Origin of the sequence: Phaeobacter sp. PT47_59, from assembly GCF_028890025.1 — a bacterium.
GTDB lineage: Bacteria > Pseudomonadota > Alphaproteobacteria > Rhodobacterales > Rhodobacteraceae > Phycobacter.
Genome location: NZ_JARCJL010000005.1, coordinates 78,393 through 105,089, shown reverse-complemented (window position 1 = coordinate 105,089; position 26,697 = coordinate 78,393). Strand labels below are relative to the sequence as shown.

Sequence of the window (26,697 nt, the reverse complement as noted above, 5' to 3'; positions counted from 1 at the left end):
GGGCACCGCACGACGGAGGAACAAAATGCTTGATCTCATTAATGTCAGCTACGACACCCAGATCCCCAACAACGTTGGCCTGTCCAGCGACAAGAAGGTTCTGAAAGCGCTGGAAAAATGGCACCCCGGTTACATCAACTGGTGGAATGACCTGATCCCGCAGAACTTTCAGGAATCGATGGTCTACCTGCGCACCGCCGTGTCCGTGGACCCGAAAGGCTGGGCCAAGTTCGACTACGTGAAGATGCCCGAGTACCGCTGGGGCGTGCTGCTGGCGCCGCAGGTCGAAGGCCGCACCATTCCCATGGGCGAACACTATGGCGAACCCGCCTGGCAGGAGGTTCCCGGCGAATACCGCAACATGCTGAAGCGCCTGATCGTGATCCAGGGCGACACCGAGCCGGGCTCGGTCGAGCAGCAGCGCTTCCTGGGTCTGACCGCGCCGTCTCTTTATGACATGCGCAACCTGTTCCAGGTGAACGTCGAGGAAGGCCGCCACCTCTGGGCGATGGTCTACCTGCTGCAGAAATACTTTGGCCGCGATGGCCGCGAAGAAGCGAACGATCTCCTGATCCGCTCCTCCGGTTCCGAAGAAGCGCCGCGCATGCTGGGCGCCTTCAACGAGGAAACGCCGGACTGGCTGTCGTTCTTCATGTTCACCTATTTCACCGACCGTGACGGCAAGATGCAGCTGGAAAGCCTGGCGCAATCGGGTTTCGACCCCTTGTCGCGCACCTGCCGCTTCATGCTGACTGAAGAGGCGCACCACATGTTCGTGGGCGAAACCGGCGTCGGCCGCACCATCCAGGCGACCTGCGAAGCGATGAAGAAGGCCGGGATCACCGATCCTTTCGACATCAACAAGATCCGTGACCTGGGTGTCATCGACCTGCCGACCATCCAGAAAAAGCTGAACCTGCACTACACGCTGTCGCTGGATCTCTTCGGTCAGGAAGTCTCCACCAATGCGGCCAATGCCTTCAACGCGGGCATCAAGGGCCGCTACATGGAGCTGCGCCTGAAGGACGACCACAAGCTGACCAACGACACCTACAATGTGCTCGATCTGGAAGGCGACACGATCGTCGAACGCGAAGTGCCTGCCCTGACCGCCATCAACATGCGCCTGCGCGACGATTACGTCAAAGACGCAGCCGGTGGCGTCGGTCGCTGGAACAAGATCATCGAGAAGTATGGCATCGAGTTCGAAATGAAGCTGCCGCACCAGGCCTTCAACCGCAAGATCGGTGTCTTTGCCGGCAAGAACTTCGACCCCGATGGCAACCACGTCTCTGGCGCCGAATACGACAAGGGCCTGCAGGAGTGGCTGCCGACCCACGCGGATGGCGATTTCATCCAGTCGCTGATGAAGCCGGTCTACGAGCCCGGTCAATACGCCAGCTGGATCTCGCCGCCCAAGGTCGGCATCGACAACAAGCCTGGCGATTTCGAATACGTGAAACTGCACATGGCATAAGAGGCATTCATCCTCTTTTTCCCGGCGCCTGTCACAGTCAACGACAGGCGCCGGGCATCCAGACCGGAGCACACCAGCCGGATTTATCCCAGCCAGACCGGAAGATCACCAGATGGACATTACCCGCAACCAAGCCGAAACCCCCAATGCCGACCGTGTGTCGGTGCAGATCAATGGCCTCAAGGGGCCCTGCGTGGGCTGTTCCGATTGCGTCGGCATGTGCCGCGCGCTGATCGATGCGCTGACCGTTCCCGATGCGATCCTCAAGAAAGCACCGAGAAGCTGAATGACCAACGCCCACACCGCGCCCTTGAAACAGCACCTGATCGACCCCGAGATCTGCATCCGCTGCTACACCTGCGAAATGACCTGCCCGGAAGAGGCAATCGTCCATGACGACATGAACGTCGTCGTCGATGCCGAGAAATGCAACTTCTGCATGGACTGTATCCCGGTCTGCCCGACCGGCTCGATCGACGAATGGCGGGTGGTGACCACGCCCTATTCGGTGGACGAGCAGTTCGAATGGATGGAGCTGCCCGAACAGGAGGAAATCTCCGGCGGCGATGCTGCCGAAGGCGACGTGGAGGCGATGGACGATGCCGTGGCGGCGCTTCTGGCCGACGCCCACGCCGGTGCCGGCGGCAAGGCGGTTGCCCCCGCCAGTGCCAGCAAGCCCGTCATCAACATGTACACGCCCGGCAAGCCCGCCACGCTCAAGGTGCAGGGCAACTACCGGCTGACCGACAAGGACAGCGACAGCGATGTGCGCCATATCATCCTGGATCCGGCGGGCCTGCCCTTCCCGGTTCTGGAGGGGCAAAGCATCGGTATCATCCCGCCCGGCACGGATGCAGACGGCAAGCCGCATCTTCCCCGGCTCTACTCCGTCTCCAGCCCCCGCGACGGGGAGCGGCCCGGCTATCACAACATCTCGCTGACCGTGAAGCGCGAGGAACAGGGCCTGTGTTCCAACTACGTCTGCGATCTGAACGCGGGCGACGAGGTGCAGGTGACCGGCCCCTTCGGTGCCACCTTCCTGCTGCCCTCGGATCCGGCGGCGGACATCATGATGGTCTGCACCGGCACCGGCTCGGCCCCCTTCCGCGCCTTCACCATGCGTCGCCTGCGCGAAGCGCCGCATGAGACCGGCAAGATGACCCTGGTCTTCGGCGCCCGCCGCCCCGGCGAGCTTCCGTATTTTGGCCCGCTGAAAAAGGTGCCGGATGCCTTCATGAGCAAGCTCTTCGCCTTTTCCCGGCAGGAGGATGCGCCCAAGCAATATGTGCAGGACCGCCTGCGTGAAGAGGCCGACCGGGTTGCCGCGCTGATGCAAAGCCCGACGGGCCATATCTACATCTGTGGTCTCAAGGCGATGGAACAGGGGGTCGAGGAAGCCCTGCGCGATATCGCCCGCGCCAATGGTTTGAACTGGGCCGATCTGCGCGATACGATGCGCGCCGATGGACGTTACCACGTCGAAACCTATTGAGCCGCAGGACAAAACCCAGATGACAGATCAGATCGCCCCCGCCGGAGAAGGCTCCGGTCCGGATACCTTCGTGCATGAAATTCGCGTCGGCTGGGGCGACTGCGATCCCGCCAAGATCGCCTATACCGGTCGCCTGCCCGCCTTTGCGCTGGAGGCGATCGACGCCTGGTGGGAACACTGCCTGGATGGCGACGGCTGGTTTCAGATGGAGCTGGACCGGGGCACCGGCACGCCATTTGTCAATATGAGCATCGATTTCCGTTCACCTGTCACACCCCGCCACCGGCTGATGTGCGAGGTCTGGCCCTGCAAGCTGGGCACCAAATCCATCACCTTCCGGGTCGATGCGCGTCAGGACGGAGTGCTGTGCTTTGAGGGCAAATTCACCTGCGTCTTCATCGATCCGGTCGATTTCACCTCCAAGGCGGCGCCAGCCGATTACCGCGCGGTCGTCGAACCCCGCTTGCGCCCGGAGTAACGCGGCCCCGCAGCTGCGCCCGACGCAGGGTTCCGCAGGATAATGCACCGTCTAACCCGGTCTCTGTGGGTTTTCATTTGAACATGCCCCGGCAGCGCCGTAAGTTTGTGCATTATGTTTCATAATTCGGCAGCGCATGAGTGAGATCACCAACTTTCGGGGTGAAACCCGCCCGGTTCAGACCGTCAGCGAGATCGATCAGGCGGTTCCCGCGCTGATCACGCGGGTCGGCGAACGCGTGCGCAAGGCACGCGAACGAAAAGGCATTCCCCGCCGGGTGTTGTCGGATCGCTCGGGCGTGTCACCCCGCTACCTCGCGCAGCTTGAGGCGGGCGAGGGCAATATCTCTATCGGGTTGCTGCAACGGGTGGCCGTGGCCCTGGATCACCGCATCGAATGGCTGATCGGCGAGGAAGACCCCTGGACCTCGGACGTGCTGCGGGTGGCGGATCTGTTCCGCGGCGCGACCAGCCGCACGCAGCAGGCGGTGCTGGACCTGCTGACCCCGGAAACACCCGAAACGCGAAGGGCAGGCCGTGTTTGCCTTGTGGGCCTGCGTGGCGCCGGAAAATCGACCCTTGGCGCCATGGCGGGACAGATCCTTGGCATTCCCTTTCTCGAACTCAACAGCGAGATCGAAAGCCAGTCCGGCATGCCCGTGTCCGAACTGATGGCCCTATATGGTCAGGAAGGCTATCGCCAGCTCGAAGCCCAGGCGATCAACCGCATCATCGCCACCCACGACAGCCTGATCCTGGCGGTGGCGGGCGGCATCGTGGCCGAGCCGGAGACCTACACCAACGTCCTGGCTCATTTCCACACCATCTGGGTCAAGGCCCAGCCCGACGAACATATGGCCCGCGTCCGCGCCCAAGGCGACGAACGCCCCATGGCCGGAAACCCGGAGGCGATGGAGCAGCTGCGTTCGATCCTGACCAGCCGCGAGGCGCTATATGGCCGCGCTCTGGCGCAGCTTGACACCTCTGGTCAGACGGTGGAGCAGTCCTGCGACAGCCTGATCGCGATGATCAAGGAAAAGGGCTTCACCGGCTGATCCTGCTATTGGGGCTCGCGCAGCCAATCATCTGCGAAACACACATCCCCGACCCCCGCAAACCGTGCGACCCGGTCCAGCTCCGCCTCAAGCCTTTGAACCCGTCGCGGCGACCATGTAACGCCCCGTTCTGGCCAGATCGCGGTGACGTTCAACCGATCCGCGCTGCGGTCCGCCTTCATGTCGATCCGCCCCACCAGCCGCTCCCCCTCCATCAGGGGGAAGACATAATAGCCGTATTTGCGTTTCGGCGCCGGGGTGAAGACCTCGATCCGGTAGTGAAAGCCGAACAACCGCTCGGCCCGCTTGCGGTCGCGCAGCGCCGGATCAAAGGGGCTGAGCAGCCGCATCCGCCCCGGCGCTGGCCCCAGATCCATGGCCTCATCTACCATGCCCGGTCGTGCCAGCACCCGGCGAAAGCCACCATCCGCCTGTTCGATCTCGATCTCCTGCAGGGCGCCGGATTTCAGCTGCGCCGCTGCCCAGTCTTTTGCCTCGGCGGCTGACGCGGTATCCCAAAACGCCGCGATCTCGCCCGAGGTGGCAAAGCCGAGCCGATCCAGCGCCCCGTTGCACAGCCAATCCACGGTGGCTTCGGCGTCGCAATCAGAGGCGCCGGGGTGCAGATGCTCTTCGATCACCCGCTCGGTCAGGTCATAGCGTTTCTGGAACCCCTCGCGCCCGACGACTGTGAGCGCGCCAGATCGCCAGAGGTATTCCAGCGCGGTCTTCGACGGGTGCCAGTCCCACCAACCGCCCGATCCCTTCTTCTCGTCCTTGCCCACATCCGAAGAGCTCACCGCCCCATGGTCGCGGATGTGATCCAGCACCGATCTGAACCGCTCCTCGAACCCGTCGCGCCGCCAGTTGCGCCAGCGTTTGCGCAACAGCTCCGCATCGCGCTGAAATCGCAGATGCCAATGGGGGTAGAACTCCATCGGGATCACGGCGGCATCATGGGTCCAATGTTCGAACAGGGCGCGGTCGCGCTCATAGAGCCGTTTCAGATGGGCGGGGCGATAGCTGGGCCTGCGGGAATAGAGGATCACGTCATGGGCGCGCGCGACCGTGTTGATACTGTCGAGCTGCACGAACCCCAGCCGCCGGATCAAGTCATGCAAGTCCGCGCCTTTTGAGGGGCCCGTGGGCGCCTCCAGAAGCCCGTGCCGGTCCAGAAACAGCCGCCGCGCGGCCCGGTTGCCCAGCCGCGCGTACATCACTCAGCGCCGTTTCAGCGTATCACCATAGGTGATCGTGGGCGTCAGGGTCACATGGCGTTCGAGTTCGACCTCGGGATCTTCGAGCTGGGCGGCAATGATCTCCGCCGCCTTGCGCCCGATCTCCTGACGGCAAGCGTCCATGGTGGCCAGTTTGCGTGGCAGACCCTGCAACAGCTCAACCCCGTTGAAGCCCGCAAGACCGATCTGACCCGGCACATCGATACCTTGCTCCAACAGGTACAAAAGGCCACCGGCCCCGATCATGTCGTTGGAATAATACAGGAAATCGAGTTCCGGGGAGCGTTCAAGCATCTCCGCCGTCATCTCGCGCCCCTTGGCCAGCGCCGAGCCGCCGGAATAGAAGGCACGGTCTTCAATCTCCACCCCTTCCTTGGCCAGCGCCTCGGTAAAGCCTTCAAAGCGTTTGCGGGCGCGGTGATCCAGCGGCATCTTGGTGCCCATGAAACCGATGTGGCGATAACCCGCTTTCAGGATCGCCTTGGCCATTTCCCGGCCTGCGCGGCGATGGGAAATCCCGACCATGGCATCCACCGGCTTGCCGTCGGTATCCATAATCTCCACCACCGGAATGCCTGCGGCATTGAGCATGGCGCGCGCCGCCTCGGTGTGTTCGAGCCCGGCGATGATCACGCCCGAGGGACGCCAGGACAGCATCTCGTAGAGGACTTTCTCTTCTTTTTCCGGCTGGTAATCGGTGACGCCCACCACGGGTTGCAACTCGGTGTTTTCCAGCACCTTGTTGATGCCGGTCAGCACCTCGGGAAACACCATGTTCGACAGCGACGGGATGATGACGGCGACCAGGTTCACCCGTTTGGAGGCCAGCGCCCCGGCGATCTTGTTGGGCACATAGCCCAGTTCCTTGGCTGCGGTCAGCACCTTGCTGCGGGTCTTTTCCGAGACATCGCCGCGGTTGCGCAGCACCCGGCTGACGGTCATCTCCGACACGCCGGTGGCCTCAGAAACATCACGAAGGGTGAGCGGGCGCTTGTTGTCGGTGGTCACGGGCGTGGGCCTCTTTGAGTTGGTTGCCTGATGTTAGCGCAGACAGCGCGGGCTGCACAATGGGAAGAGCATGCAAGAGGCGCAGCCTAGCCCAAAGATCAAAACCGATCCGACCGGACCGCGCCCCATTGTGATGACAGATCCGATTTGCTATCGCGTAAACACGCGTGGCCCCGTGGCTCAACTGGATAGAGCAGCCCCCTCCTAAGGGGCAGGTTGCAGGTTCGAATCCTGCCGGGGTCACCAGATATCCCGCTCCGCCACGCGTGGATGCCGACAGTTCAACGCATGTCAGCCCAGGCAAGTGCCCGGACTGTCTGTGTTTTTTCAGCTCACTCTATTGTGGCCCTATGCGACGCGGGCATCGTCGTTGCCTGCGGCCATATGTGCCTCGTAGTCGCGGTCAAGCTCCCGTTCGTGGCCCGCGACCGAGGTGTTGAAGCCATCCATACTGGTTTTCAGCTTGGCGGAATCTTCGGTCAGCTTGATGGAGGTCTGATGCACCAGCGACGCGCGGGTCGCATTGTCCAGCGTGGTTTCGCCCAGTTCGGTCATATTGCCGTCGATCTCCTCCAGGCTGCGCGCCTGGCTGGAGATATGCGAGGCGATTTCCGTCATCACCTTGGAGACATCGACAACCCCGTCGCGAATGCCTTCCAGGCTTGATCCGGTGGCGCGCACCAGGTCGCTGCCCTGCTGGACTTGCAAGGAGCTTTCGGCGATCAGCGCCTTGATCTCGGTCGCCGAATCCGAGGCACGGGCCGCCAGCGAGCGCACCTCGGAGGCCACCACGGCAAAGCCGCGTCCCGCTTCGCCGGCACGGGCGGCCTCGACCCCTGCGTTCAGGGCCAGAAGATTGGTCTGGAAGCTGATATCGTCGATCACATCGACGATCTTGGCGATCTTTTCCGAGGATTCCTCGATCCGGGCCACCGCCTCGATGGCCTGCTGCACCACCAGGCCACCCTGTTCGGCATCGTTGCGATTGACCTCGGAGCGGTTTGAGGCCCGTTCCACCATGAGCGTGACATCCTTGGTGCCCGCCGTCACGTAGCTGACCACGGCGACCGCCTCTTCCAGAGCCGCAGCCTGCTGTTCGGCGCGTTCGGCCATTTCCTTGGTCATTTCAGCCGTGGAGGACACCTTTTCATCCACCGAATGCGCCCGCGTGGTGGCATCGGCAATGATCCCCGACCAATGGGAGATCAGGTTGTTGTAGGATTTGCGGATGCCGTCGAAACGGGGCGGAATGCCGTCTTCTTTCTGGATGGGTTTGGAGAGGTTGCCCTTTTCCAGCTCCTCAATGCCCCCTGTCAGAACATCCAGCGCCTTCGTGTGTTCAGCATGCTGTGCCTCGAAGTAGGAGGCAATCACCCGCTCGCAGTCCGCCATCATCAGACGGTTGAGCAGCTGCACCTGCCGCGACAGCTTGGCCCGGCTCGTCAGACGTCGGCTGACCAGGACATCGAACATATCCGCACCGGCCGAGGAATAGCCGCCTAGATACTGGATGAAGGGCAGGCGCAGTTCGTAATGGACCCGGCCAACCCGCGCCGCAGAATCGAAATATCCCTGATCGAATTGCCCTGAGAACAGCCGCGCCCAATGGGCCTTTTGCGCCGCCTTGGCATGAGAGACGGCCTTGTCATCGGGGAAGAACCGGCGCGTTTCCTCGCGCTCAAGCACGCGCGCATAGAACCGATCCAGCACCCTGTCCATATGCGGCATGAGCAGTTTCCCTGTCTCGGCAACGAGCGCCTTGCAGTCGGAATCCAAACCAAACCACTGATAAAAGCTTTGATGATCGGCAGATGACATGGCATGCCCCTGTTTATTGGTAAGACTTCCTGCCCTTGTGCCAGCCAGCCTTTTACAAGGTCTTAAAATGATAATTTGGATGCATGGATTTTCCTGGGTAAACACCTATTTTTTCAGCAAAATAATTCACCATTAAATGAATACCCCTGCCGATCGCCCACAAGGCCGCACCTCAGGGTTGCACCTGAAAAATCAGGCGAACCCTCAGATTGATACGCGCGCATGGCGCCCGAAAACCGCAAATCCCTGATGGGCCCGCTATCCGGGATTCGCTGGCAGGCTCCAGACCTGCATGGTCTGATCCAGACCGCGAATATCCTGCGCTTCGTGACAGGAGAACCCGTCCAACAGATCCAAAGCGGCATTTTCGGCCATCACCTGGCCACGCAGTTCGCCGCTCATCACGATCTGAGCCTGCAGGCTGCGCGTCATCTCTTCCAACCGCGCAGCCACGTTGACGGCAGTTCCGATCACCGCATACTCCAACCGATTGGCACCGATGTCGCCCAGCACCGTCTCTCCAAAGTGGATGCCGATCCCGGCGCAGATTTCCGGCTCACCCCGGCGGCGGCGATCCCGGTTCCACTTGGACAGGGCATCCTGCATCGCCCGCGCACAGGCCAGTGTATCGGTGGCATCATGGGGTCCCGCCATCGGGGTTCCAAAGGTCGCCATCAGCCCGTCGCCCAGGTACTTGTCCAGCGTGCCCCGGTACCGAAACACCTCGCGCTCCATGCGGCCATGGAAATCGCGCAATAGCTCGATCACCTGATGCGGATCCTGACCCGCGCTCATCCGCGTGAAGCCGACGATGTCGATGAACAAGACGCCCACGTCCTGGCTGCGCACCTGTTTCAGCGGGTCGTCGTTCTGCGACAGCTGATCCACCACATTGGGGGAGAAATAGCGTGACAGGTTCGCGCGCTCCCGTTCCAGCCCGGCGTTGTCCATCAACAGCCTGCTGAACCGGCGCGAGGACACGCCCAGCGTCACCGCCACCAGGAGGAAGACGAAGATCTCCTGAATGCGCAGTGGAAAGGCGAAATTGTTGGGGTCCATGGCCGCCGCAAGCTCGGTTCCGGGGCCAAAGGCCGCCTGGGTAGCGTCGGTCAGCTCGGGGTAAGGGGTCGCATACCACCAGGCCAGCCCCAGCGCCGCCGCCCACATCGCGCTGGTCCAGACCCCGATGGCGATCACCGTGCGCCAGGAAAACGCCAATGTGCCCCCCGCCAGGATCACAAAGAAATAGAGGAAGTTGTCGAACCGGTACTGCATTGCGACCGGCAGATCCTCCGGGCTGAACGGATGCGGCGCGACGATCCCCACGGTCATCACCAGAAGATCGAGGAAGATCAGCATCAATTCGGCGCGGGAGCGGCCCACCTGCCCGAACCGCTGGATCAGCCAGCCGTTGAGACAGAGAATCAGAAGGATGGCGTGATAATAGAGCACGTCCCAGGCCGGGTTGACGGCGACCAGGAAGATCGAGATCACCGCCATCGCGATCCAGCGCGCCCGCACCGCAAGCTCCAGCCCTTCGCGCTTGTGCGCTTCCAGGGCTGCTGCCGCATATTGACTGTCTCCGATCGGGTCCGCCGCCCGATCGGTTTCGCGTTCGGGCGCCTCCTGCACGCTGCTCAGAGCCGTATCCGCCATTTCTCGTTCCTTCGTTCCCGCTCCAACAATAGGCATCGCCCCGGCCCGGCGCACCCCCTATCCGCCGGTTTGAAACAAAAAGACCCCGCCTGAACGGCGGGGCAAGGTGAGGTGCCCGGCCCCGGACCGAAAGGTCGGGGCGCAGGCACCAGCGGTGTTCTTTTGGATATTGTCAGAGGATCTGTTGGCGGATCAGTTCTGCATTTCCGCACGGATCTGCTGGCGCAGAACGTCGATCGGCACCGTTTTTCCATCGCGGCGGAAGCACCAGTAGGTCCAGCCGTTACAGGAGGGCGCGTTTTCCAGATGCGCGCCAACCTGATGGATCGATCCCTTGATGTTGTCGCCGATCAGCGTGCCATCGGCCCGCACCTTGGCCTTGTGGCGCTGGTTCATGGAAAACAGTTCCTCGCCGGGGCGCAGCATGCCGCGTTCCACCAGCTGACCAAAGGGCACACGCGGTTCGGCACGCTTGCTGGCGGAAACCTGCAGCGCCTCGCGGTCGAACTTGCGCACTGCCTTGATGCGCTTGGCGGCCACCTCGCGGTAGGCCTCTTCCTGCTCGATCCCGATGAATTCTCGGCCCAGCATCTTGGCCACGGCGCCGGTGGTGCCGGTGCCGAAGAAGGGATCCAGCACCACATCGCCGGGATTGGTCGAACCGATCAGGATCCGGTGCAGCAGCGATTCCGGTTTCTGCGTCGGATGCGCCTTGTCGCCATTGTCGTCCTTAATGCGCTCATGCCCGGTGCAGATCGGCAGCACCCAGTCGCTGCGCATCTGGATGCCTTCGTTCAGCGCCTTCAGCGCCTCGTAGTTGAAGGTGTATTTGCCGCCTTCGGACTTCGACGCCCAGATCATCGTCTCATGGGCGTTGGTGTAGCGTTTGCCACGGAAGTTCGGCATCGGGTTCGACTTGCGCCAGATCACGTCGTTCAGCAGCCAGTAGCCTGCGTCCTGCATCGCCGCACCGACCCGGAAGATATTATGGTAGGAGCCGATCACCCAGATCGCACCATTGGGTTTCAGGATCCGGCGTGCCTCGCGCAGCCAGGCGCGGGTGAAATCGTCATAGGCGCGGAAGCTGTCGAATTGATCCCAGTGATCGTCGACCGCATCGACCTTGCTGTTATCGGGCCGGTGAAGCTGGCCTTTCAGCTGCAGGTTATAGGGGGGATCCGCGAAGACCAGATCGACGGAATTTGCCGGAAGCCCGGCCATGACCTCGATGCAATTGCCACCAAGAATCGCGTTTAGAGGGAGCGCCGCGGCGCCCTTCGTCATGGTTTTGTTCATTTGCTCTGCCTCAATAACCACGGCGCATTTTTGCGCTCATTTTGGTTATCCACAGGATGAGTCATCCCGGATTCGAGGTCAATTTGTTTTTTAGAACAGCGGGCTACGGTTCACTCTTGATACAATATCTTGTGGACCGGCTTGAAGGAACGCCGATGATGTGGGGTGACGCCCAATTCCACCAGCGCTTCACGGTGCTGTTTCGACGGGTAGCCTGCGTTTTTCTCCCATCCATATCCTGGAAACTGTTGCGCCAAATCCACCATGATCCGATCGCGCGCCTGTTTCGCCACGATCGAAGCCGCCGCGATCGACAGGGATTTGCCGTCGCCCTTGACCACCGCTTCGGCGGGCAGGGCCAGCCCCTTCGGGATCAGGTTGCCATCGATCAGCAGGTAATCCGGCTGCGGATCCAGGGCCGCCACAGCGCGCTCCATGGCGATATGGGAAGCCCGCAAAATGTTATGGGAATCAATCTCTTTCACCGTGGCATGGGCGATGGAGACCGTCGCCCCCTGCAGGATCGCCTGCTCCACCGCATCGCGCTTCCTGGCGCTCAGTTTTTTCGAATCGTTGAGCCCCTCGGGGATGTTCGCGGGATCCAGGATCACCGCCGCCGCCGTCACCGGCCCGGCCAGCGGACCGCGGCCCACCTCATCCACACCGGCAATGCGTATATGCCCCCGATCGCGGGCGGCAGTCTCCAAGCTGTAGTCAGGCATATCCATGCCCCTGTCAGAGCGAAACCGGCGCCGGTTTGCAAGCGCTTGCGCCGACCCAGACAGGAAAAGAGGGGCCGAGGCCCCTCTGATATCACAGCGCGATGTTGCGCAAATATCACTTTCGCACGATGCGGTAGCCCCGGTTTTGCAGGCAGCTGGGCTTGTAGCCGCTGCGGTGCACCTGCCCATTCCAGAAGGTCACCCGGCAGGCCTGCGGCAGGCTGCTCTCGAATCTGTAGTGGCGCTGAAGGCAGGTCTGCCCGACCAGGGTGTGGCTTTTGCTGTAGCGCGGGAAGTAGCGTACGCATTGCGCGGGCAGGTCGTATCTTGCCACATGCGGCGGCAGCGGACGGGGATGCACCGTAGGAGGATGCGGGCGCGGGTGATGCGGGGGATGCTGCGGAGGAGGCACCACATGCCCGTGCTGATTGTCGTGGCGCGCATCGTTGATCGCCGCCCCCAGGATGCCGAGCAGGGCCATGCCCGCGATGAACTTTGCCACATCCTCGTCGGCGCGGGCGGGCGCAGCGGAAACCCCGGTCAGGGCAAGGGAGAGCGACAGGATCAGGGCAATGAACTTGCGGTGCTGGTTCCGGGGAAAAGCGATCAGGGACATATCAGGACCTTTCGATAAGGGGCAACCGTCACGGTTTGACAGACGCCGGGGGATACGGGTGAGGACGCCGGACAAGATCTCCGGGCCGATGAGATGACCCTCCCCCTGCCCCGGCCGGACAGGCAATAACGGCAGCCTGATATCGAATATCAGCCCCTGCAAAGCGCTGTTGTTATTGAATATCACCGCAATCGCGCGCAGGGTTGGCGCATGAAACAGCTCCTCCTCATCCCCGTCCTGGCTCTGGCGCTTTTGTCGGGCGCTGCACAGGCCCGCGCGGCAGACTGCTACGCCGATTACAAGGCCAAGCAGGACAACCCGCTGAAACTGCACTATGGCGTCATCCAGATCTCGGGCCCCTGCAAGAAAGGCGCCGCACGCCAGGAAATCGCCGCCCGCCTTGCGCCCACGGGCTGGACGCTCTTGAATGTGATCTCGGTCTTCGGCCCCGACGGCCTGCAACAGAGGAAGGCCAATGCGGGCACCTACTTCCTCCGTTTCTGAGATGCGCGCCGCCGGTGGGCGGGTGATCACCCTGGGCATCGGCGCCATCGTCGCCATGCTGGTTTTCGCGGGCACATGGCTGTTGCTGACCCTGCCGGATGCCAATGCCTTCAATGCCCGGGTCGAGCGGGTCTTTGTCGAAAACGACCTGACCAGCCAGGCCGAGATCAAGCTGCTGGAAATCCTCGCCCAGTCCGGCACCGCCTTTGCCGACACGCTGGCCAGCTACCGCATGGTGATCTTCGTGCTGCTGGTCTTTGCCACCGCCATGCTGATTGCCGCCCTGGTGGTGCTGACCATGCTGATGATGCTGAACCGGCGCATGGCCCAGATCGAACGGTCGGGCATCCAGGTCAGCGAGTTGCTGATCAGCCGGGAAGAGAACACCGTCTACCTCAACAGCATGGGCTTCAAGCTGACCCCCGCCGCGATGGAAACCCTCTCGGCCCTGGCTGAGGCGCGCATGGATGATGATGTCCTTTCGGGTGCCGAGATCGAAGCGGTGATCTCGGGCCGTCACAGCAGCGATTGCGACGAGGCCGCGGGCGCCACACGGATCAAGCGCCTGCGCGATACCCTGGGCAACCAGATGGTGAGCGAGCTACTGGTCAAGAACATCGCCAAACGCGGCTATGTGCTGGCCATCCGCAAGGACGTCATCCGCATGATCTGACCGTGCCGACCCAACAGATCGGCGCAGCCTCTGCACATCACCTGTGCGAGAGCGACTGTGACATTCTCTGGAAACCGGGCGGTGGCAGCTCCATATAGCGGCATACCGTCCAAAACAGGTTCCTGTCCGATGAACGTTCATGTTGCGCCACCCGCCGGAGGCTATGGCATCCTTGTCGAGCCGCTCAGCGGTCCGGTTCGTGTCTATCGAAACGGTATCCTTCTGGCCGAAAGCCAGGCCGCCAAGGTCATGTATGAAACCCGCATGCCGCCCACGGTCTATTTCCCGCGCGAAGATATCCTCGTGCCGCTGTCTGATCGGGTCGGCCGCCAAACCTTCTGCCCCTTCAAGGGCACCGCCTGCTACCACGACCTGAAACTGCAGGAAGAGCGCATCGACAACGCCGTCTGGATCTACGAGCAGACCCTCCCCGAAGCCTCGGGGATCGCGGGCCATGTGGGCTTTGTCTGCGATCAGAACACCCATATCGATCTGGGCGACAACGAGCTGACGCCGCCCGCCCATGGCAATATCTCCGGGCCGCTGATCGACTGGCTCCTGCGCGAGGCGGCCATGCTGCCCACCCCCGAGGGATTTACCAAGGCCCTGGCCGAGAAACTGCGCGAACAGGGCGTGCATCTGACCCGCCTGTCGGTGCTCTCCTGGTCGCTGCATCCGATGATCGCGGGCAAGAACTATGTCTGGAAACAGGGCACGGACGAGATCACGGTCATGACCCCCAGCTATGACATCCTCAACTCGCCCGAGTATCAGAGCAGCCCCCTGCGCCATGTCTCCCAAGGCTTGGGGGGTGTGCGCCACCGGCTGCACCGCGATCTGCCGGATGATGCCTTCCCGATCCTTCAGGACCTGCGCGAGGCAGGCGCCACCGATTACGTCGCCATGCCGCTGCCCTTCTCCGACGGGCGCATCAACGTGATCACCGTCGCCAGCGATCACCCGGATGGCTTCACCACCGCCAATCTCGGCCTGATCTTCGAATGCTCCGCCGTGATCGCCCGCTATTACGAGGTCTTCATGCAGCGCGAGAACGCGCAATCCCTGCTGGAAACCTATGTGGGCAAACGCTCCGGTGCGCGGGTTCTGGGCGGCGAGATCCGCCGCGGCGACGGCGACGAGATCGACGCCGCCATCATGTTCTGCGACCTGCGCAATTCCACCCGGCTGGAAGAGGATCTGGGGCGGCGCGCCTATATCCAGCTGTTGAACGGCTTCTTTGAACGCGCCTCGACCATTGTCCACGACAATGGCGGCGAGGTGCTGAAATTCATCGGCGACGCGGTGCTGGCGGTGTTTCCCGCCGATCCGCAGAAAAGCTTCCGCGCCCGCAACCAGGCCTTGAAATCGGCCCGCGCCATCGTCGATGCCCTGCCGGATCTTGCAGCCGAAACCGGCCTGGAGGCGCTGCACTGCTCCACCGGGCTGGCCTATGGATCGGTCACCTATGGCAATGTCGGCTCGCAGGAACGGCTCGATTTCACCGTGATCGGCCAGGCCGCCAATGTGGCAGCAAGGCTCGGGGACTACGGCAAATCGCTTGGCCACCAGATCGTGGTCAGCGCCGATGTGCTGAAGGATCCCTCCACCGCCATCCCGCTGGGAGAGGTCGAGCTGCACAATGTATCCCGCCCGGTGAATTGCTACGCCATCCCGACCGCCTGATCCGGTTCCGTGCTCTGGAGAGGGGTCAAGGGCCGCCTCGCGGCCGCGCGACAGCGCGGTTCACCCTTGAGGCTTCGCCAGAGGGCATGACCCTCGAAAGGGTCCATTGAGGGCATATTTGCCCCTCAATGGACCTCTCAGCAGATCCTTCCCCGCTGCCCGAAGGGCAGCGCCCGGCCCAAGGCCGCACGAAAGGGGTCCGGCAACGTCGGGCCTCTGCGGGCGCGGGAGCACTCGGTCATGGCACAAAATCAAGTCAGACCAGCAGCCACAGAAGAACGGTCAAGGTCACAAAGGCCAGGCTCGTGGCGGTCAGCATGGCAAGGCTTGCAGCCCCCTCCAGCCCCTGTCGCTGGGCCAGCACCGTGTAGATCCCGAACATCGGCATCGCCGCCGAGAGGATCACCGCGCTGTGCAACTCGGGCTGCAGCGTCACCAGCCCCGCCCCCAGCAGCAAGGCCGCCACCCCCGCCACCAGGACGGGATGCAACAGCAGCTTGCTCGCCGCGATCTGTGCGGCAAGGCTGCGGTTGCCATGCATCGGCAGCCCCACCAGTGAGCCACCAATCACCACCAACGACAAGGCCCCGGCCGAGGCCGCCAGCATATCCACGAACCGCAAGACCGGACCCGGCAGCGACAGGCCAGAAAGCGAGACCACGATGCCCAGCGCCAGCGCGATCAGCATCGGCATCTTCGCCATGTTCCAAAGGATCCCCCGCAGCCTCGGCAGCCGCGGCTGACCCGGCGCGCTTCCCGCAAGCTCCATCAGCAACAGGCAGGTGGGGATCAGGATCAGGTTCTCGACCAAGAGGTTCAGCGCCAGGATCACCCCGGCCAGATCCGGGAAGGTCAGCAGCATGATCGGATAGCCGACAAAGCCATTGTTGGGGCAGGTCGACCCCATCACCCCCAGCGCCCGGCGGCGCGGATCGACGCCGCGAAGGGTGAACAGCAGATAGGCCACCACAATGGTGGCAATCCCACCCAGCGCGTAGATCAGCACATAGCCGGGCTGGAACACCTCTGCCGGATTGCGCGCCGCAACGGCGGAAAAGATCAGCGCAGGCAGCGCGATATTCAGCACATAAGCGCCAAACCGGCGCATGTCCTCAGGGCTGAACCAGCCCTTCCAGACGATGAGATAGCCAAGGCCCAGCGCCGCATAGATCGGGAATGTGATGGCAAGGATCGCGCCCATCGGCCCGCTCCCCCTAGCCGATCCGCCCCTGGTTCTCGCCGATCTGGCCGCGATGCAGCAGCAGGTGATCGAGGATCACGCAGGCCATCATCGCCTCGGCCACCGGCACGGCGCGAATGCCGACGCAAGGATCATGGCGGCCCTTGGTGATCACCTCCGCCGGGGTGCCGTCCTTGCGGATCGACTGGCGCGGCGTCAGGATCGAGGAGGTCGGCTTGACCGCAAAGCGCACCACCACATCCTGACCGGTGGAAATCCCGCCCAGGATGCCGCCCGCGTGGTTGCTGGAGTAGACCGGCTGGCCGTCATTGCCCATGAAGATCTCATCGGCGTTTTCCGATCCTTTCAGGCGCGCAGCATTCATGCCCTCGCCGATCTCCACGCCCTTCACGGCGTTGATCGACATCATCGCCGCCGCCAGATCGGTATCGAGCTTGCCATAGACCGGCGCGCCGATTCCGGCGGGCACGCCGCGGGCCACGACCTCGACCACGGCGCCGACGGAATCATGCGCCTTGCGCAGGGCCTGCAGGTAGTCTTCCCAATCCTGAACCGCGCCTGCATCGGGGATCCAGAAGTCGTTCTGATCGATGGCGTCCCAATCGAACCGCTCCCGGTCGATCTCCATCTCGCCCATGGCGACCATGTAGCCCTTGATCTCAAGACCCGGCACCAGCGTCTTGATCGCCTCGCGCGCAACGCCGCCCGCCGCAACCCGCGCCGCCGTTTCCCGTGCCGAGGAGCGCCCGCCGCCGCGATAGTCGCGGTTGCCGTATTTCTGGTAGTAGGTGATATCCGCATGACCGGGGCGGAAGGTCTGGGCGATATCGCCGTAATCCTTGGACCGCTGGTCGGTATTCTCGATCATCAGCTGGATCGGCGTGCCGGTGGATTTGCCTTCGAAGACGCCCGACAGGATCTTGACCGCATCGGGTTCGTTGCGCTGGGTCATGTTCTTGTTCTGACCGGGGCGCCGCTTGTCGAGCCACTGCTGCAGCATCTCCGGTTCAATCGGCACGTTCGGCGGGCAGCCATCGACGGTGGCGCCCAGCGCGGGACCGTGGCTTTCACCCCAGGTGGTGACGCGGAAAAGATGGCCAAAGCTGTTCATCGACATGGGGGCGGTCTCCTTTGCGAAACGTGCTTAGCGGCGGGGCGGGCATGGCTCAAGTGCAATTGCAGTCGCAGCGCACGGCGCGGCAAGGTCCCGGTCACCTGTTTCGCACGCGAAACATCCCGTCCTTTCTTGTCTTCTCTGACTTCGGGACTTAGGGTGCGCCTCACCTCGGGGTGCGTCGCAAAAGACGCTGAGATCACACCCGTTGAACCTGAACCGGCTAACACCGGCGGAGGGAAGGTTATGGATAGACCCCTCAGAAGGCTCCACCCTTGCCCGTCGCCGCAAAGGAGGATGCCATGAAGTATTCTGTTTTTGCAGCGGGACTGCTGGGCGCATCGGCGGCATTTGCCGAGACGCCCGAATTGACCGTTTACACCTATGACAGCTTTGTCTCCGACTGGGGCCCCGGCCCGGCGGTTGAGGCCGCCTTTGAAGAGGTCTGCGGCTGCGACCTGAAACTGGTCGGCGCAGGCGATGGCGCGGCCCTTCTGGCGCGGGTCAAGCTGGAAGGCGCGCGCTCGGACGCGGATGTTGTGCTGGGGCTCGATACCAACCTCACCGCCGCCGCCAGGGACAGCGGGCTCTTTGCCGCGCATTCCGTCAGCGCCGACTATGACCTGCCCATCGCATGGGAGGACGACACCTTCGTTCCCTATGACTGGGGCTATTTCGCCTTTGTGCACAATGCGGATGCCGCTGCTCCCGGCGATTTCAAATCACTGGCCGCCAGCGACGCCAAGATCGTGATCCAGGACCCGCGTTCCTCTACCCCCGGCCTGGGCCTGCTGATGTGGGTGAAGGCCGCCTATGGCGACGAGGCGCCTGCAATCTGGGACGGTCTTGCCGACAATATCGTCACCGTCACCAAGGGCTGGTCCGAGGCCTATGGCATGTTCCTTGAGGGCGAGGCCGACATGGTGCTCTCCTACACCACCTCGCCCGCCTATCACCTGATCGCCGAGGAGGACGCGAGCAAAGCCGCCGCCGCCTTCGCCGAAGGGCATTACATGCAGGTCGAGGTCGCCGGAAAGCTGGCCGCAAGTGATCAGCCCGAGCTGGCCGACCAGTTCCTGCAGTTCATGGTCTCGGATGCCTTCCAGTCGATCATCCCCACCACCAACTGGATGTATCCGGCGGTGACCCCCGCAGGCGGTCTGCCCAAGGGGTTTGAAACGCTGATCACCCCGGAAAAATCGCTGCTGCTGCCCGCCGATCAGGCTGCGGTGGTGCGTGATGCGGCGCTGGACGAATGGCGCGGCGCGCTCAGCCGTTAAGCCCGGCTGCGGGATATGGCGCCGCTGCCCTTGTGGCGGCGCTGATCCTTGGCACCCTGGCCGCTGTCGCCCTGCGGGCCGAGGCCGGTCGGGGTCTCAGTGCCGCCGACTGGTCGGCGGTGCGGTTCACCCTGATACAAGCGAGCCTCTCGGCCCTGTTCAGCGTTGCCTTGGCGGTACCTGTTGCCCGTGCGCTGGCGCGGCGGCGGTTCAGGGGGCGCTCGGTGCTGATCGCGCTTCTCGGCGCGCCCTTCATCCTGCCGGTGATCGTTGCGATCCTTGGTCTTCTGGCTGTCTTTGGCCGTGCGGGTTGGGTCAGCGATGCGCTGGCGCTGGTCGGGCTTGAGCCGCTCTCCATATATGGTCTGCACGGCGTGGTGCTGGCGCATGTCTTCTTCAACCTGCCGCTGGCAACCCGGCTGATCCTGCAGGGCTGGCAAGAGATCCCCGCCGAACGTTTCCGACTTGCCGCGCAGCTGGATGCAGGCCCGCGCGCTATGTGGCAGCTCTTGGAAGCGCCAATGCTGGCTAGGATCGTGCCGGGCGCACTGGCGGTGGTCTTTGCCATTTGCCTGTCGAGTTTCGCCGTGGCGCTGACCCTGGGCGGCGGACCCCGCGCCACCACCATCGAGCTGGCGATATTCCAAGCCTTTAGCTTCGATTTCGATCTGGGGCGCGCGGCACTTCTGTCGGGCTTACAACTGGTGCTGACCGCGCTGGCGGCAACGCTGGCCCTGCGCGCGCCGGTGGGTGAGGGGTTCGGCACCGGCCTTGACCGGATCTTACGCCGCTGGGACGGGCGCAGCGCGGTCGCACGAGGGCTTGATGCCTTCTGGATTGTCTTTGCAGCTCTCTTCCTGCTGCTCCCTTTGCTGGCAGTCGTCTTGTCCGGGCTACCCGGCGTGCTTTCATTGCCCGCTTCGGTCTGGCAGGCGGCGCTGGCCTCGGTCCTTGTAGCAGGGGCGAGCACCCTGATCCTGCTGGCGCTGGCCCTGCCCATGGCGCTGGCGGCAGCGCTGGGACGCACCCTGCCGATGGAGATTGCCGGGCTCTTGGGGCTTGCGGCCTCTCCTTTGGTGATCGGGACGGGGTTGTTCATCCTTATCTATCCCGTGGCCAGCCCCTTTGCGCTGGCGCTGCCGGTGACGGCGCTGGTCAATGCGGTGATGGCACTGCCTTTCGCGCTGCGCATTCTGGTGCCCGCCAGCCGTGACGTGGTTCAGCGGCACAGGAAACTGGCGCTGACGCTCGATATGCGCGGCTGGCCCTTCCTGCGCCGGGTGGTGCTGCCGCGCCTGCGGGCGCAGATCGGATTTGCCGCAGGGCTTGCCGCGGCGCTGTCGATGGGGGATCTTGGGGTCATCGCCCTGTTTGCCGACCCCGAGGTCGCCACCCTGCCCCTGCAGGTCTATCGCCTGATGGGCGCCTATCAGATGCAGGCGGCGGCGGGCGCGGCGCTTTTGCTGCTGCTGTTGTCGATGGGGGCGTTCTGGATCCTGGACCGTGGAGGCCGCTGGCATGCTGAAGCTTGATCGCACCCGTATCGAGAACGGCACCTTCACTTTGGCCGCTGATCTGGAGATCCCGCGCGGCGCCCGCGTGGCGGTGATCGGTCCTTCTGGTGCCGGGAAATCCACATTGATCGAGGCGATTGCCGGGTTCCTCCCCCTCGTTTCTGGCCGTGTCCTGTGGCGGGGTGTGGAACTGACAGACCATCTGCCCGGCAAGCGCCCGGTGGCGATGCTGTTTCAGGACGGCAACCTCTTTCCCCATCTAACGGCAGCGCAGAACGTGGGCCTTGGCCTCAATCCGAACCTGCGGCTCAGCGACGGTGAACACGCCCGTGTGCAGCAGGCGCTGGAGCGCGTCGGCCTTGCAGGCATGGAGTCGCGCAAGCCCGCGGCGCTGTCGGGCGGACAGCAAAGCCGGGTGGCGCTGGCGCGGGTGCTGGTGCAGGGGCGGGATATCCTTTTGCTGGATGAACCCTTCGCGGCGCTGGGACCGGCCTTGAAGGCCGAGATGCTGGATCTCGTGGCCGAGCTGGCAGCCGAGAGTGGCGCGACGCTGTTGATGGTAAGCCATGACCCAAATGACGCCCGCCGCATCGCCGATCAGGTGGTGCTGGTCGCCGAGGGCACGGCTCATCCGCCCCGGCCAACGGCGGAGCTGCTGGACAACCCGCCGCCTGCCTTGAAGGCCTATCTGGGTTAGGGACGCGCCCGCGCAGGATGGCGGGCGCACACCACTTATCAGGCAGCCTTCACGGCGGAGATCGCCGCTGCCTGTTCCCGCGTCTTGGTGATCATTAGCGCAGCCTGCGCGGCCTCGCGGCCCTTCTGCACGAAATGATCGCGGTAGATCGCCATGTGATGATCGGTTTCCTGGAAATGATGCGGCGTCAGCGAGACCGACAGCACCGGAACCCCGGTGTCCATGCCCGCACGCATCAGCCCGTCCACCACGGCCTGCGCGACAAAATCATGCCGGTAGATGCCGCCATCCACCACAAGGGCAGCACAGGCCACAGCGGCATATTGGCCGGTCTTTGCCAATTCCTGCGCCATCAGCGGCATCTCAAACGCGCCGGGCACATCGAAAACATCGATCTGATCGGCCGGGATCAATTCCTGAAACCCCTCCAGCGCGCGATCGACGATATCGGCATGCCAGTTGGCCTTGATGAATGCATATCGGGTGTGTGTCATGGGTATCTCCTTTAGGTTCGACACGTCACCCAAGGCGATAACGAACGGCAGGAGACCCGCCGCATTGGCAGGCCCTGTCGTACGTTCTCTTCCATCCGGACTGTAACCGTCGGCTCTGGCTTCTCACCAGATCTGCTAGACACTTTCCTGTCTGCTCCACAGCTTGATCCGAAAACCGGTTCCCACTTTTTGGGCTGTGGACGCGTTGGTCCAAGCTACCGGAGCCGATCCTCGTTCCATTGGCTGTGGGTGCATGACCCGAAAAGCCGCTCGCGGGCTTACGGGGTCGATGCCCCGCATACCGCCGGTGGGGAATTCCGCCCCGCCCTGAGAACGGATGCAACTTGCCAAGAGCGCCCGGGTGATTCAAGTCTGTTCGCGACGTCAGGAGGCCCACATGCACCCCAATCCCATCTTTCACGATGCCGATACCGCGCAGAACTTGCAGTTCGCCCGGATGCGCGCCTTTGGCGTGCTGGCGATTTCGGCCGATGAAGCGCCCCTGCTCAGCCATGTGCCCTTCCTGCTCAGCGACGATGGCACATATGCGGATCTGCACCTGGTGCGGTCAAACCCGATTGCGCGAGCGCTGGCCACTCCGCAGCCCGCGCGCCTCGCCGTCAGCGGGCCGGATGGCTATATCTCGCCCGACTGGTACGGGCTGGAGGACCAGGTGCCGACCTGGAACTATATCGCCGTCCACCTGACCGGCAGGCTGGAGCGGCGCCCCGACGATGAGCTGCGTGACCTGTTGGACCGGCAATCGGCCTTTTACGAGGCGCGACTTTTGCCGAAACCGCCCTGGACCAGCGCCAAGATGGACGCCTCGGCGCTGGACCGGTTGATGCGGATGATCGTTCCCGTCCGGCTGGAGATTACCGGCGTGGACGGCACCTGGAAGCTGAGCCAGAACAAACCGGAGACCGCCCGTCTGGGCGCCGCGGGGTCTGTTTCCGGCGGTTTTGGCGCGGAACTGGAGGAGCTGTCCTCCCTGATGCGCGCGGCCAAGGAGCCATAGCGCCTCTTTCCTTTGTCGCAACAGCCTGTAGGCTGCGGGAAAAATCAGGGGAGAGAGATCATGAAGCTCTATTACTCGGCGGCCTCGCCTTTTGTGCGCAAGGTCATGGTGGTTCTGCACGAAACCGAGCAGCTGGACGACGTGGATATCATCGATGTGCAGACCACGGCACTGAACCCCGACGAGGGCGTGAAGACCAGCAACCCCCTGGCCAAGATCCCGGCCCTGTCGCGCGGCAACGGGCCGACGCTTTATGACAGCCGGGTGATCTGCGCCTATCTGGATCACCGCGCGGGCAGCAATCTATATGGGCGCTCCTGGGATACCAAGGTGCTGGAGGCCACGGCGGATGGCATCATGGATGCCGCCGTACTGATGACCTACGAGCGCCGCCTGCGCCCCGAGGAGATGGTTTTCGAGCCCTGGCTGGAGGCGCAGCTGGGCAAGGTTCTGGGCGCCTGCTCGGCGCTCAACGATCGCTGGATGGCGCATCTGAAGGGGCCGCTGGACATGGGGCAAATCGCCGTAGGCTGCGCGCTGGCCTATCTCGATTTCCGCCATCCCACCTCCAACTGGCGTCACGGCAACGAGGCCCTGGCCGATTGGTTCGCAGAGTTCGAATCGCGCCCCTCGATGCAGGCCAGCATGCCGCCCGCCGCCTGAGACCGCCCTTTAAGGTTTAACGGATCCCTACCGGGGAACAGTGGTTTTTGTGACAGCTTGTCGAAAGAAACTGCATGCACCGGGGTACTGCGCGTATATGACGGCTGGACGAAAGCAGTTCTCCCCGCTAGATACCCGCGATGAGGCACTGCGGAATTCTAGCAGTGCATGCGCATGTTTGCCCTAAACGGGCGCTGGAATTGGAGAAAACCTCGTGTCCCACGTAGAAGATAACGAAGGAACTCGGAGAGATTTCCTCTACTACGCTACCGCTGGCGCCGGAGCTGTCACCGCAGGTGCCGCAGTCTGGCCGCTGGTCAACCAGATGAATCCCTCTGCTGACGTCAAGGCTCTGTCCTCGATCTTGGTGGATGTGAGTGGCGTGGAAGTGGGAACACAGATTTCCGTGATGTTCCTGGGCAAGCCGGTGTTCATTCGCCGCCGCACCCAGGCGGAGATCGACGAAGCCCGTGCGGTTGCACTGACGGATCTGATCGACCCCGCTTCGGAAAACCCGAACAAGCCGGGCACCGACGCGTCGGACGAGAACCGCGCCATGGACGAAGCCGGCGAATGGCTGGTGATGATGGGTGTCTGTACCCACCTCGGCTGTGTGCCGCTGGGCGATGGTGCCGGTGAATTCAACGGCTGGTTCTGCCCCTGCCACGGGTCGCACTACGACACCGCAGGCCGGATCCGCAAAGGTCCCGCGCCTGAGAACCTGCATGTGCCGGTCGCCGAATTCGTCGACGAAACCACCATCAAGCTGGGATAAGGAGACGCAACATGTCCGGTATTCCGCACGACCATTACGAACCGAAGACGGGCGCAGAAAAGTGGCTGCACAGCCGCCTGCCCATCGTCGGCCTGATCTATGACACCATCATGATCCCCACCCCCAAGAACCTGAACTGGTGGTGGATCTGGGGCATCGTCCTGGCCTTCTGCCTGGCGCTGCAAATCGTCACCGGCATCGTCCTGGTGATGCATTACACCCCCCATGTGGACCTGGCCTTTGCCAGCGTCGAGCACATCATGCGGGACGTGAACGGCGGCTTCATGCTGCGCTACCTGCACGCCAACGGCGCCTCGCTGTTCTTCGTTGCCGTCTACATCCACATCTTCCGCGGTCTGTTCTACGGCTCCTACAAGGCCCCGCGCGAGATCACCTGGATCATCGGCATGCTGATCTTCGTGCTGATGATGGGCACCGGTTTCATGGGCTACGTTCTGCCCTGGGGTCAGATGTCCTTCTGGGGCGCGACCGTGATCACCGGCCTGTTTGGCGCCATCCCCTTCATCGGCGAGCCGATCCAGACCTGGCTCTTGGGCGGACCCGCCGTGGACAACGCCACGCTGAACCGCTTCTTCTCGCTGCACTACCTCCTGCCCTTCGTGATCGCCGCCCTGGTGATCGTCCACATCTGGGCGTTCCACACCACCGGCAACAACAACCCCACCGGTGTTGATGTCCGCAAAGGGTCCAAGGAAGAAGCCGCGAAAGACACCCTGCCCTTCTGGCCCTACTTCGTGATCAAGGATTTCCTGGGTCTGGCCGTGGTGCTGGTGATCTTCTGGGCCATCGTCGGCTTCATGCCGAACTACCTGGGTCACCCCGATAACTACATCGAAGCCAACCCGCTGGTGACACCTGCGCACATCGTGCCCGAATGGTACTTCCTGCCCTTCTACGCGATCCTGCGTGCCTTCACCTCCGAAGTCTGGGTGGTTCAGATCGCCTCCTTCGTGACCGGCGGCATCATCGACGCCAAGTTCTTCGGCGTGCTGGCCATGTTCGGTGCCATCGCGGTGATGGCCCTGGCGCCCTGGCTGGACACCAGCCGCGTGCGCTCCGGTCGCTACCGTCCGATGTTCAAATGGTGGTTCTACCTGCTGGTCATCGACTTCTTCGCCCTGATGTGGCTGGGTGCGATGCCCGCGGAAGAGCCCTATGCCTCCTTCTCGCTGATCGCCTCCGCCTACTGGTTCGGTTACTTCCTGGTGATCCTGCCGCTCCTGGGTGTGATCGAGAAGCCGGATGCGATGCCGGAAACCATCGAAGAGGATTTCGACGCCCACTATGGCAAGAAATCCGGTGAAGCCACTCCTGCCGAGTAAGCTAGAAGGACTGCTACCTATGTTGAAGAAACTCGCAACCGGTGCCGCCTTCGCTCTGGCGCTCGTCCCTGCCGCAGGTTTTGCGGCAGGTGGGTCCGGCCACGTGGAGGACTTCCAGTTCTCCTTCGAAGGTCCCTTCGGGAAGTACGACCAGAACCAGCTGCAGCGCGGCCTTCAGATCTACACCGAGGTCTGCGCGGCCTGTCACGGGCTGAAGTTCGTGCCGATCCGCACCCTCTCCGATGAAGGCGGCCCCGGCCTGCCCGAGGAACAGGTGCGCGCCTATGCGGCCGATAACTTCACCGTCTACGACCCGGAACTGGACGAAGACCGCCCGGCCAAGCCTGTCGATCACTTCCCGGCGAACACCGCCGCAGGTGCCCCCGACCTCAGCCTGATGGCCAAGGCGCGTGCCGGCTTCCACGGTCCCTACGGATCGGGCATGAACCAGCTGTTCAAGGGCATGGGCGGTGCGGAATACATCGCCTCCTTGCTGGACGGCTACACCGGCAAGGAAAAGGAAGAAGCAGGCACCATCTTCTACGAGAACACCGCCTTCCCCGGTGGCTGGATCTCGATGGCGCCGCCGCTGTCCGACGAGCAGGTGGAATTCGCTGACGGCCATGCCAATGACGTGCACCACATGTCGCAGGACGTCGCGGCCTTCCTGATGTGGACCGCCGAGCCCAAGATGATGGCCCGCCAACAGGCCGGTTTCGTCGGTGTGCTGATCCTGACCCTGCTGTCGGTTCTGCTGTACCTGACCAACAAGCGCCTCTGGGCACCGCACAAGGGCAAGAAGACCTCCTAAACCGGGTCGGACCTTGATGCAGAAACAGCAACCCCCGCCAGTGGCGGGGGTTTTTCTTATGAGCCCTCACTG

General features: G+C 63.0%; 26 protein-coding genes, 1 tRNA gene and 2 riboswitches. Of the genes, 17 read left to right on the top strand and 10 right to left on the bottom strand.

From position 1 onward, the window contains the following. Positions 1–25 precede the first annotated feature (25 nt). The 5 genes from boxB (at position 26) to PXK01_RS06330 (ending at position 4,501) form a co-directional block, all read left to right on the top strand. The gene (gene boxB / locus PXK01_RS06350; protein WP_274859310.1) at positions 26–1,477 is read left to right on the top strand and encodes a benzoyl-CoA 2,3-epoxidase subunit BoxB; all 1,452 of its coding nucleotides are present in this window, start codon (positions 26–28) and stop codon (positions 1,475–1,477) included. 112 nt (positions 1,478–1,589) lie between these two features. Continuing rightward, positions 1,590–1,763 carry a hypothetical protein gene (locus PXK01_RS06345; RefSeq protein WP_274846947.1) on the top strand — a complete coding sequence of 58 codons (174 nt, stop codon included), beginning with the start codon at positions 1,590–1,592 and terminating at the stop codon, positions 1,761–1,763. Beyond that, positions 1,764–2,969: a benzoyl-CoA 2,3-epoxidase subunit BoxA gene (boxA, locus tag PXK01_RS06340; protein ID WP_274859309.1), complete on the top strand. Its 1,206-nt coding sequence runs from the start codon at positions 1,764–1,766 to the stop codon at positions 2,967–2,969. Positions 2,970–2,988: 19 nt separating this feature from the next. Beyond that, positions 2,989–3,447, top strand: a complete 459-nt coding sequence (locus PXK01_RS06335; protein WP_274846945.1) for an acyl-CoA thioesterase — start codon at positions 2,989–2,991, stop codon at positions 3,445–3,447. A 136-nt stretch (positions 3,448–3,583) separates the two neighbouring features. After that, positions 3,584–4,501 carry a helix-turn-helix transcriptional regulator gene (locus PXK01_RS06330; RefSeq protein ID WP_274846944.1) on the top strand — a complete coding sequence of 306 codons (918 nt, stop codon included), beginning with the start codon at positions 3,584–3,586 and terminating at the stop codon, positions 4,499–4,501. A 5-nt stretch (positions 4,502–4,506) separates the two neighbouring features. Here PXK01_RS06330 and PXK01_RS06325 read toward each other — a convergent pair whose 3' ends face one another. Both PXK01_RS06325 and PXK01_RS06320 read right to left on the bottom strand, forming a co-directional pair. Next, a complete protein-coding gene (locus PXK01_RS06325; protein WP_274859308.1) occupies positions 4,507–5,721 on the bottom strand; it encodes a winged helix-turn-helix domain-containing protein in 1,215 nt (404 codons plus the stop codon). Next, positions 5,722–6,747 (bottom strand): LacI family DNA-binding transcriptional regulator, encoded by a 1,026-nt coding sequence (locus PXK01_RS06320; RefSeq protein ID WP_274846942.1) that lies wholly within the window; start codon positions 6,745–6,747, stop codon positions 5,722–5,724. 169 nt (positions 6,748–6,916) lie between these two features. On the opposite strand from PXK01_RS06320, the gene PXK01_RS06315 reads away from it, so the two are divergent. Continuing rightward, positions 6,917–6,993, top strand: a tRNA-Arg gene (locus PXK01_RS06315). A 102-nt stretch (positions 6,994–7,095) separates the two neighbouring features. On the opposite strand, the gene PXK01_RS06310 is transcribed toward PXK01_RS06315, so the two are convergent. The 5 genes from PXK01_RS06310 to PXK01_RS06290 all read right to left on the bottom strand — a co-directional run bounded on the left by PXK01_RS06310 (position 7,096) and on the right by PXK01_RS06290 (position 12,855). Continuing rightward, positions 7,096–8,565, bottom strand: coding sequence for a globin-coupled sensor protein (locus tag PXK01_RS06310; RefSeq protein ID WP_274859307.1), 1,470 nt, complete (start codon positions 8,563–8,565; stop codon positions 7,096–7,098). Between the two features lie 258 nt (positions 8,566–8,823). Next, positions 8,824–10,221, bottom strand: coding sequence for an adenylate/guanylate cyclase domain-containing protein (locus PXK01_RS06305; RefSeq protein WP_274859306.1), 1,398 nt, complete (start codon positions 10,219–10,221; stop codon positions 8,824–8,826). A 192-nt stretch (positions 10,222–10,413) separates the two neighbouring features. Further along, positions 10,414–11,517, bottom strand: coding sequence for a site-specific DNA-methyltransferase (locus PXK01_RS06300; RefSeq protein ID WP_274846939.1), 1,104 nt, complete (start codon positions 11,515–11,517; stop codon positions 10,414–10,416). A gap of 110 nt (positions 11,518–11,627) precedes the next feature. Further along, the gene (locus PXK01_RS06295; protein WP_274846938.1) at positions 11,628–12,245 is read right to left on the bottom strand and encodes a ribonuclease HII; all 618 of its coding nucleotides are present in this window, start codon (positions 12,243–12,245) and stop codon (positions 11,628–11,630) included. A 109-nt stretch (positions 12,246–12,354) separates the two neighbouring features. Then, the gene (locus tag PXK01_RS06290; RefSeq protein WP_274859304.1) at positions 12,355–12,855 is read right to left on the bottom strand and encodes a hypothetical protein; all 501 of its coding nucleotides are present in this window, start codon (positions 12,853–12,855) and stop codon (positions 12,355–12,357) included. Between the two features lie 210 nt (positions 12,856–13,065). On the opposite strand from PXK01_RS06290, the gene PXK01_RS06285 reads away from it, so the two are divergent. The 3 genes from PXK01_RS06285 to PXK01_RS06275 all read left to right on the top strand — a co-directional run bounded on the left by PXK01_RS06285 (position 13,066) and on the right by PXK01_RS06275 (position 15,715). Then, complete coding sequence (locus PXK01_RS06285) at positions 13,066–13,359, top strand: hypothetical protein (RefSeq protein ID WP_274846936.1); 294 nt, start codon at positions 13,066–13,068, stop codon at positions 13,357–13,359. Then, positions 13,331–14,032, top strand: coding sequence for a winged helix-turn-helix domain-containing protein (locus tag PXK01_RS06280; protein ID WP_274859303.1), 702 nt, complete (start codon positions 13,331–13,333; stop codon positions 14,030–14,032). The genes PXK01_RS06285 and PXK01_RS06280 overlap by 29 nt, the downstream gene beginning before the upstream one ends. A gap of 129 nt (positions 14,033–14,161) precedes the next feature. Continuing rightward, positions 14,162–15,715 (top strand): DUF427 domain-containing protein, encoded by a 1,554-nt coding sequence (locus PXK01_RS06275; RefSeq protein WP_274859302.1) that lies wholly within the window; start codon positions 14,162–14,164, stop codon positions 15,713–15,715. A 256-nt stretch (positions 15,716–15,971) separates the two neighbouring features. Here the strand turns inward: PXK01_RS06275 and PXK01_RS06270 are convergent, their stop codons facing one another. Continuing rightward, the gene (locus tag PXK01_RS06270; protein ID WP_274859301.1) at positions 15,972–16,916 is read right to left on the bottom strand and encodes an AEC family transporter; all 945 of its coding nucleotides are present in this window, start codon (positions 16,914–16,916) and stop codon (positions 15,972–15,974) included. A 13-nt stretch (positions 16,917–16,929) separates the two neighbouring features. Then, the gene (gene aroC / locus PXK01_RS06265; RefSeq protein WP_274859299.1) at positions 16,930–18,033 is read right to left on the bottom strand and encodes a chorismate synthase; all 1,104 of its coding nucleotides are present in this window, start codon (positions 18,031–18,033) and stop codon (positions 16,930–16,932) included. Between the two features lie 159 nt (positions 18,034–18,192). Continuing rightward, positions 18,193–18,288: riboswitch (TPP riboswitch) on the top strand. 44 nt (positions 18,289–18,332) lie between these two features. On the opposite strand from aroC, the gene thiB reads away from it, so the two are divergent. From thiB to PXK01_RS06250, 3 genes are read left to right on the top strand one after another with little or no spacing between them, the layout of a single operon-like run. Continuing rightward, positions 18,333–19,310: a thiamine ABC transporter substrate binding subunit gene (thiB, locus tag PXK01_RS06260; RefSeq protein ID WP_274859298.1), complete on the top strand. Its 978-nt coding sequence runs from the start codon at positions 18,333–18,335 to the stop codon at positions 19,308–19,310. Further along, positions 19,286–20,842 carry a thiamine/thiamine pyrophosphate ABC transporter permease ThiP gene (locus PXK01_RS06255; protein ID WP_274859297.1) on the top strand — a complete coding sequence of 519 codons (1,557 nt, stop codon included), beginning with the start codon at positions 19,286–19,288 and terminating at the stop codon, positions 20,840–20,842. Before thiB ends, PXK01_RS06255 begins: the two co-directional genes overlap by 25 nt. Further along, the gene (locus tag PXK01_RS06250; RefSeq protein ID WP_274859296.1) at positions 20,829–21,521 is read left to right on the top strand and encodes a thiamine ABC transporter ATP-binding protein; all 693 of its coding nucleotides are present in this window, start codon (positions 20,829–20,831) and stop codon (positions 21,519–21,521) included. Before PXK01_RS06255 ends, PXK01_RS06250 begins: the two co-directional genes overlap by 14 nt. A 38-nt stretch (positions 21,522–21,559) precedes the next feature. Here PXK01_RS06250 and PXK01_RS06245 read toward each other — a convergent pair whose 3' ends face one another. Further along, complete coding sequence (locus PXK01_RS06245; protein WP_274846928.1) at positions 21,560–22,015, bottom strand: 6,7-dimethyl-8-ribityllumazine synthase; 456 nt, start codon at positions 22,013–22,015, stop codon at positions 21,560–21,562. A gap of 79 nt (positions 22,016–22,094) precedes the next feature. After that, positions 22,095–22,354: riboswitch (FMN riboswitch) on the bottom strand. 58 nt (positions 22,355–22,412) lie between these two features. On the opposite strand from PXK01_RS06245, the gene PXK01_RS06240 reads away from it, so the two are divergent. The 5 genes from PXK01_RS06240 (at position 22,413) to PXK01_RS06220 (ending at position 26,625) form a co-directional block, all read left to right on the top strand. Further along, the gene (locus PXK01_RS06240; RefSeq protein WP_274859295.1) at positions 22,413–23,033 is read left to right on the top strand and encodes an FMN-binding negative transcriptional regulator; all 621 of its coding nucleotides are present in this window, start codon (positions 22,413–22,415) and stop codon (positions 23,031–23,033) included. Between the two features lie 60 nt (positions 23,034–23,093). Beyond that, the gene (locus PXK01_RS06235) at positions 23,094–23,696 is read left to right on the top strand and encodes a glutathione S-transferase (RefSeq protein WP_274846926.1); all 603 of its coding nucleotides are present in this window, start codon (positions 23,094–23,096) and stop codon (positions 23,694–23,696) included. Positions 23,697–23,910: 214 nt separating this feature from the next. Next, positions 23,911–24,471 carry a ubiquinol-cytochrome c reductase iron-sulfur subunit gene (gene petA / locus PXK01_RS06230; protein WP_274846925.1) on the top strand — a complete coding sequence of 187 codons (561 nt, stop codon included), beginning with the start codon at positions 23,911–23,913 and terminating at the stop codon, positions 24,469–24,471. An 11-nt stretch (positions 24,472–24,482) separates the two neighbouring features. Next, positions 24,483–25,814, top strand: coding sequence for a cytochrome b (gene petB, locus PXK01_RS06225; protein ID WP_274846924.1), 1,332 nt, complete (start codon positions 24,483–24,485; stop codon positions 25,812–25,814). A gap of 19 nt (positions 25,815–25,833) precedes the next feature. Further along, a complete protein-coding gene (locus PXK01_RS06220) occupies positions 25,834–26,625 on the top strand; it encodes a cytochrome c1 (RefSeq protein WP_274859294.1) in 792 nt (263 codons plus the stop codon). The last annotated feature ends 72 nt before the right edge of the window (positions 26,626–26,697 follow it).

Excerpts from the sequence above, each read along its gene's own strand:
- boxB (WP_274859310.1), top strand. The coding sequence starts at position 26 with ATGCTTGATCTCATTAATGTCAGCTACGACACCCAGATCCCCAACAAC.
- PXK01_RS06345 (WP_274846947.1), top strand. The coding sequence starts at position 1,590 with ATGGACATTACCCGCAACCAAGCCGAAACCCCCAATGCCGACCGTGTG.
- boxA (WP_274859309.1), top strand. The coding sequence starts at position 1,764 with ATGACCAACGCCCACACCGCGCCCTTGAAACAGCACCTGATCGACCCC.
- PXK01_RS06335 (WP_274846945.1), top strand. The coding sequence starts at position 2,989 with ATGACAGATCAGATCGCCCCCGCCGGAGAAGGCTCCGGTCCGGATACC.
- PXK01_RS06330 (WP_274846944.1), top strand. The coding sequence starts at position 3,584 with ATGAGTGAGATCACCAACTTTCGGGGTGAAACCCGCCCGGTTCAGACC.
- PXK01_RS06310 (WP_274859307.1), bottom strand. The coding sequence starts at position 8,565 with ATGTCATCTGCCGATCATCAAAGCTTTTATCAGTGGTTTGGTTTGGAT.
- PXK01_RS06305 (WP_274859306.1), bottom strand. The coding sequence starts at position 10,221 with ATGGCGGATACGGCTCTGAGCAGCGTGCAGGAGGCGCCCGAACGCGAA.
- PXK01_RS06300 (WP_274846939.1), bottom strand. The coding sequence starts at position 11,517 with ATGAACAAAACCATGACGAAGGGCGCCGCGGCGCTCCCTCTAAACGCG.
- PXK01_RS06295 (WP_274846938.1), bottom strand. The coding sequence starts at position 12,245 with ATGGATATGCCTGACTACAGCTTGGAGACTGCCGCCCGCGATCGGGGG.
- PXK01_RS06290 (WP_274859304.1), bottom strand. The coding sequence starts at position 12,855 with ATGTCCCTGATCGCTTTTCCCCGGAACCAGCACCGCAAGTTCATTGCC.
- PXK01_RS06285 (WP_274846936.1), top strand. The coding sequence starts at position 13,066 with ATGAAACAGCTCCTCCTCATCCCCGTCCTGGCTCTGGCGCTTTTGTCG.
- PXK01_RS06280 (WP_274859303.1), top strand. The coding sequence starts at position 13,331 with ATGCGGGCACCTACTTCCTCCGTTTCTGAGATGCGCGCCGCCGGTGGG.
- PXK01_RS06275 (WP_274859302.1), top strand. The coding sequence starts at position 14,162 with ATGAACGTTCATGTTGCGCCACCCGCCGGAGGCTATGGCATCCTTGTC.
- PXK01_RS06270 (WP_274859301.1), bottom strand. The coding sequence starts at position 16,916 with ATGGGCGCGATCCTTGCCATCACATTCCCGATCTATGCGGCGCTGGGC.
- aroC (WP_274859299.1), bottom strand. The coding sequence starts at position 18,033 with ATGTCGATGAACAGCTTTGGCCATCTTTTCCGCGTCACCACCTGGGGT.
- thiB (WP_274859298.1), top strand. The coding sequence starts at position 18,333 with ATGAAGTATTCTGTTTTTGCAGCGGGACTGCTGGGCGCATCGGCGGCA.
- PXK01_RS06255 (WP_274859297.1), top strand. The coding sequence starts at position 19,286 with ATGGCGCGGCGCGCTCAGCCGTTAAGCCCGGCTGCGGGATATGGCGCC.
- PXK01_RS06250 (WP_274859296.1), top strand. The coding sequence starts at position 20,829 with ATGCTGAAGCTTGATCGCACCCGTATCGAGAACGGCACCTTCACTTTG.
- PXK01_RS06245 (WP_274846928.1), bottom strand. The coding sequence starts at position 22,015 with ATGACACACACCCGATATGCATTCATCAAGGCCAACTGGCATGCCGAT.
- PXK01_RS06240 (WP_274859295.1), top strand. The coding sequence starts at position 22,413 with ATGCACCCCAATCCCATCTTTCACGATGCCGATACCGCGCAGAACTTG.
- PXK01_RS06235 (WP_274846926.1), top strand. The coding sequence starts at position 23,094 with ATGAAGCTCTATTACTCGGCGGCCTCGCCTTTTGTGCGCAAGGTCATG.
- petB (WP_274846924.1), top strand. The coding sequence starts at position 24,483 with ATGTCCGGTATTCCGCACGACCATTACGAACCGAAGACGGGCGCAGAA.
- PXK01_RS06220 (WP_274859294.1), top strand. The coding sequence starts at position 25,834 with ATGTTGAAGAAACTCGCAACCGGTGCCGCCTTCGCTCTGGCGCTCGTC.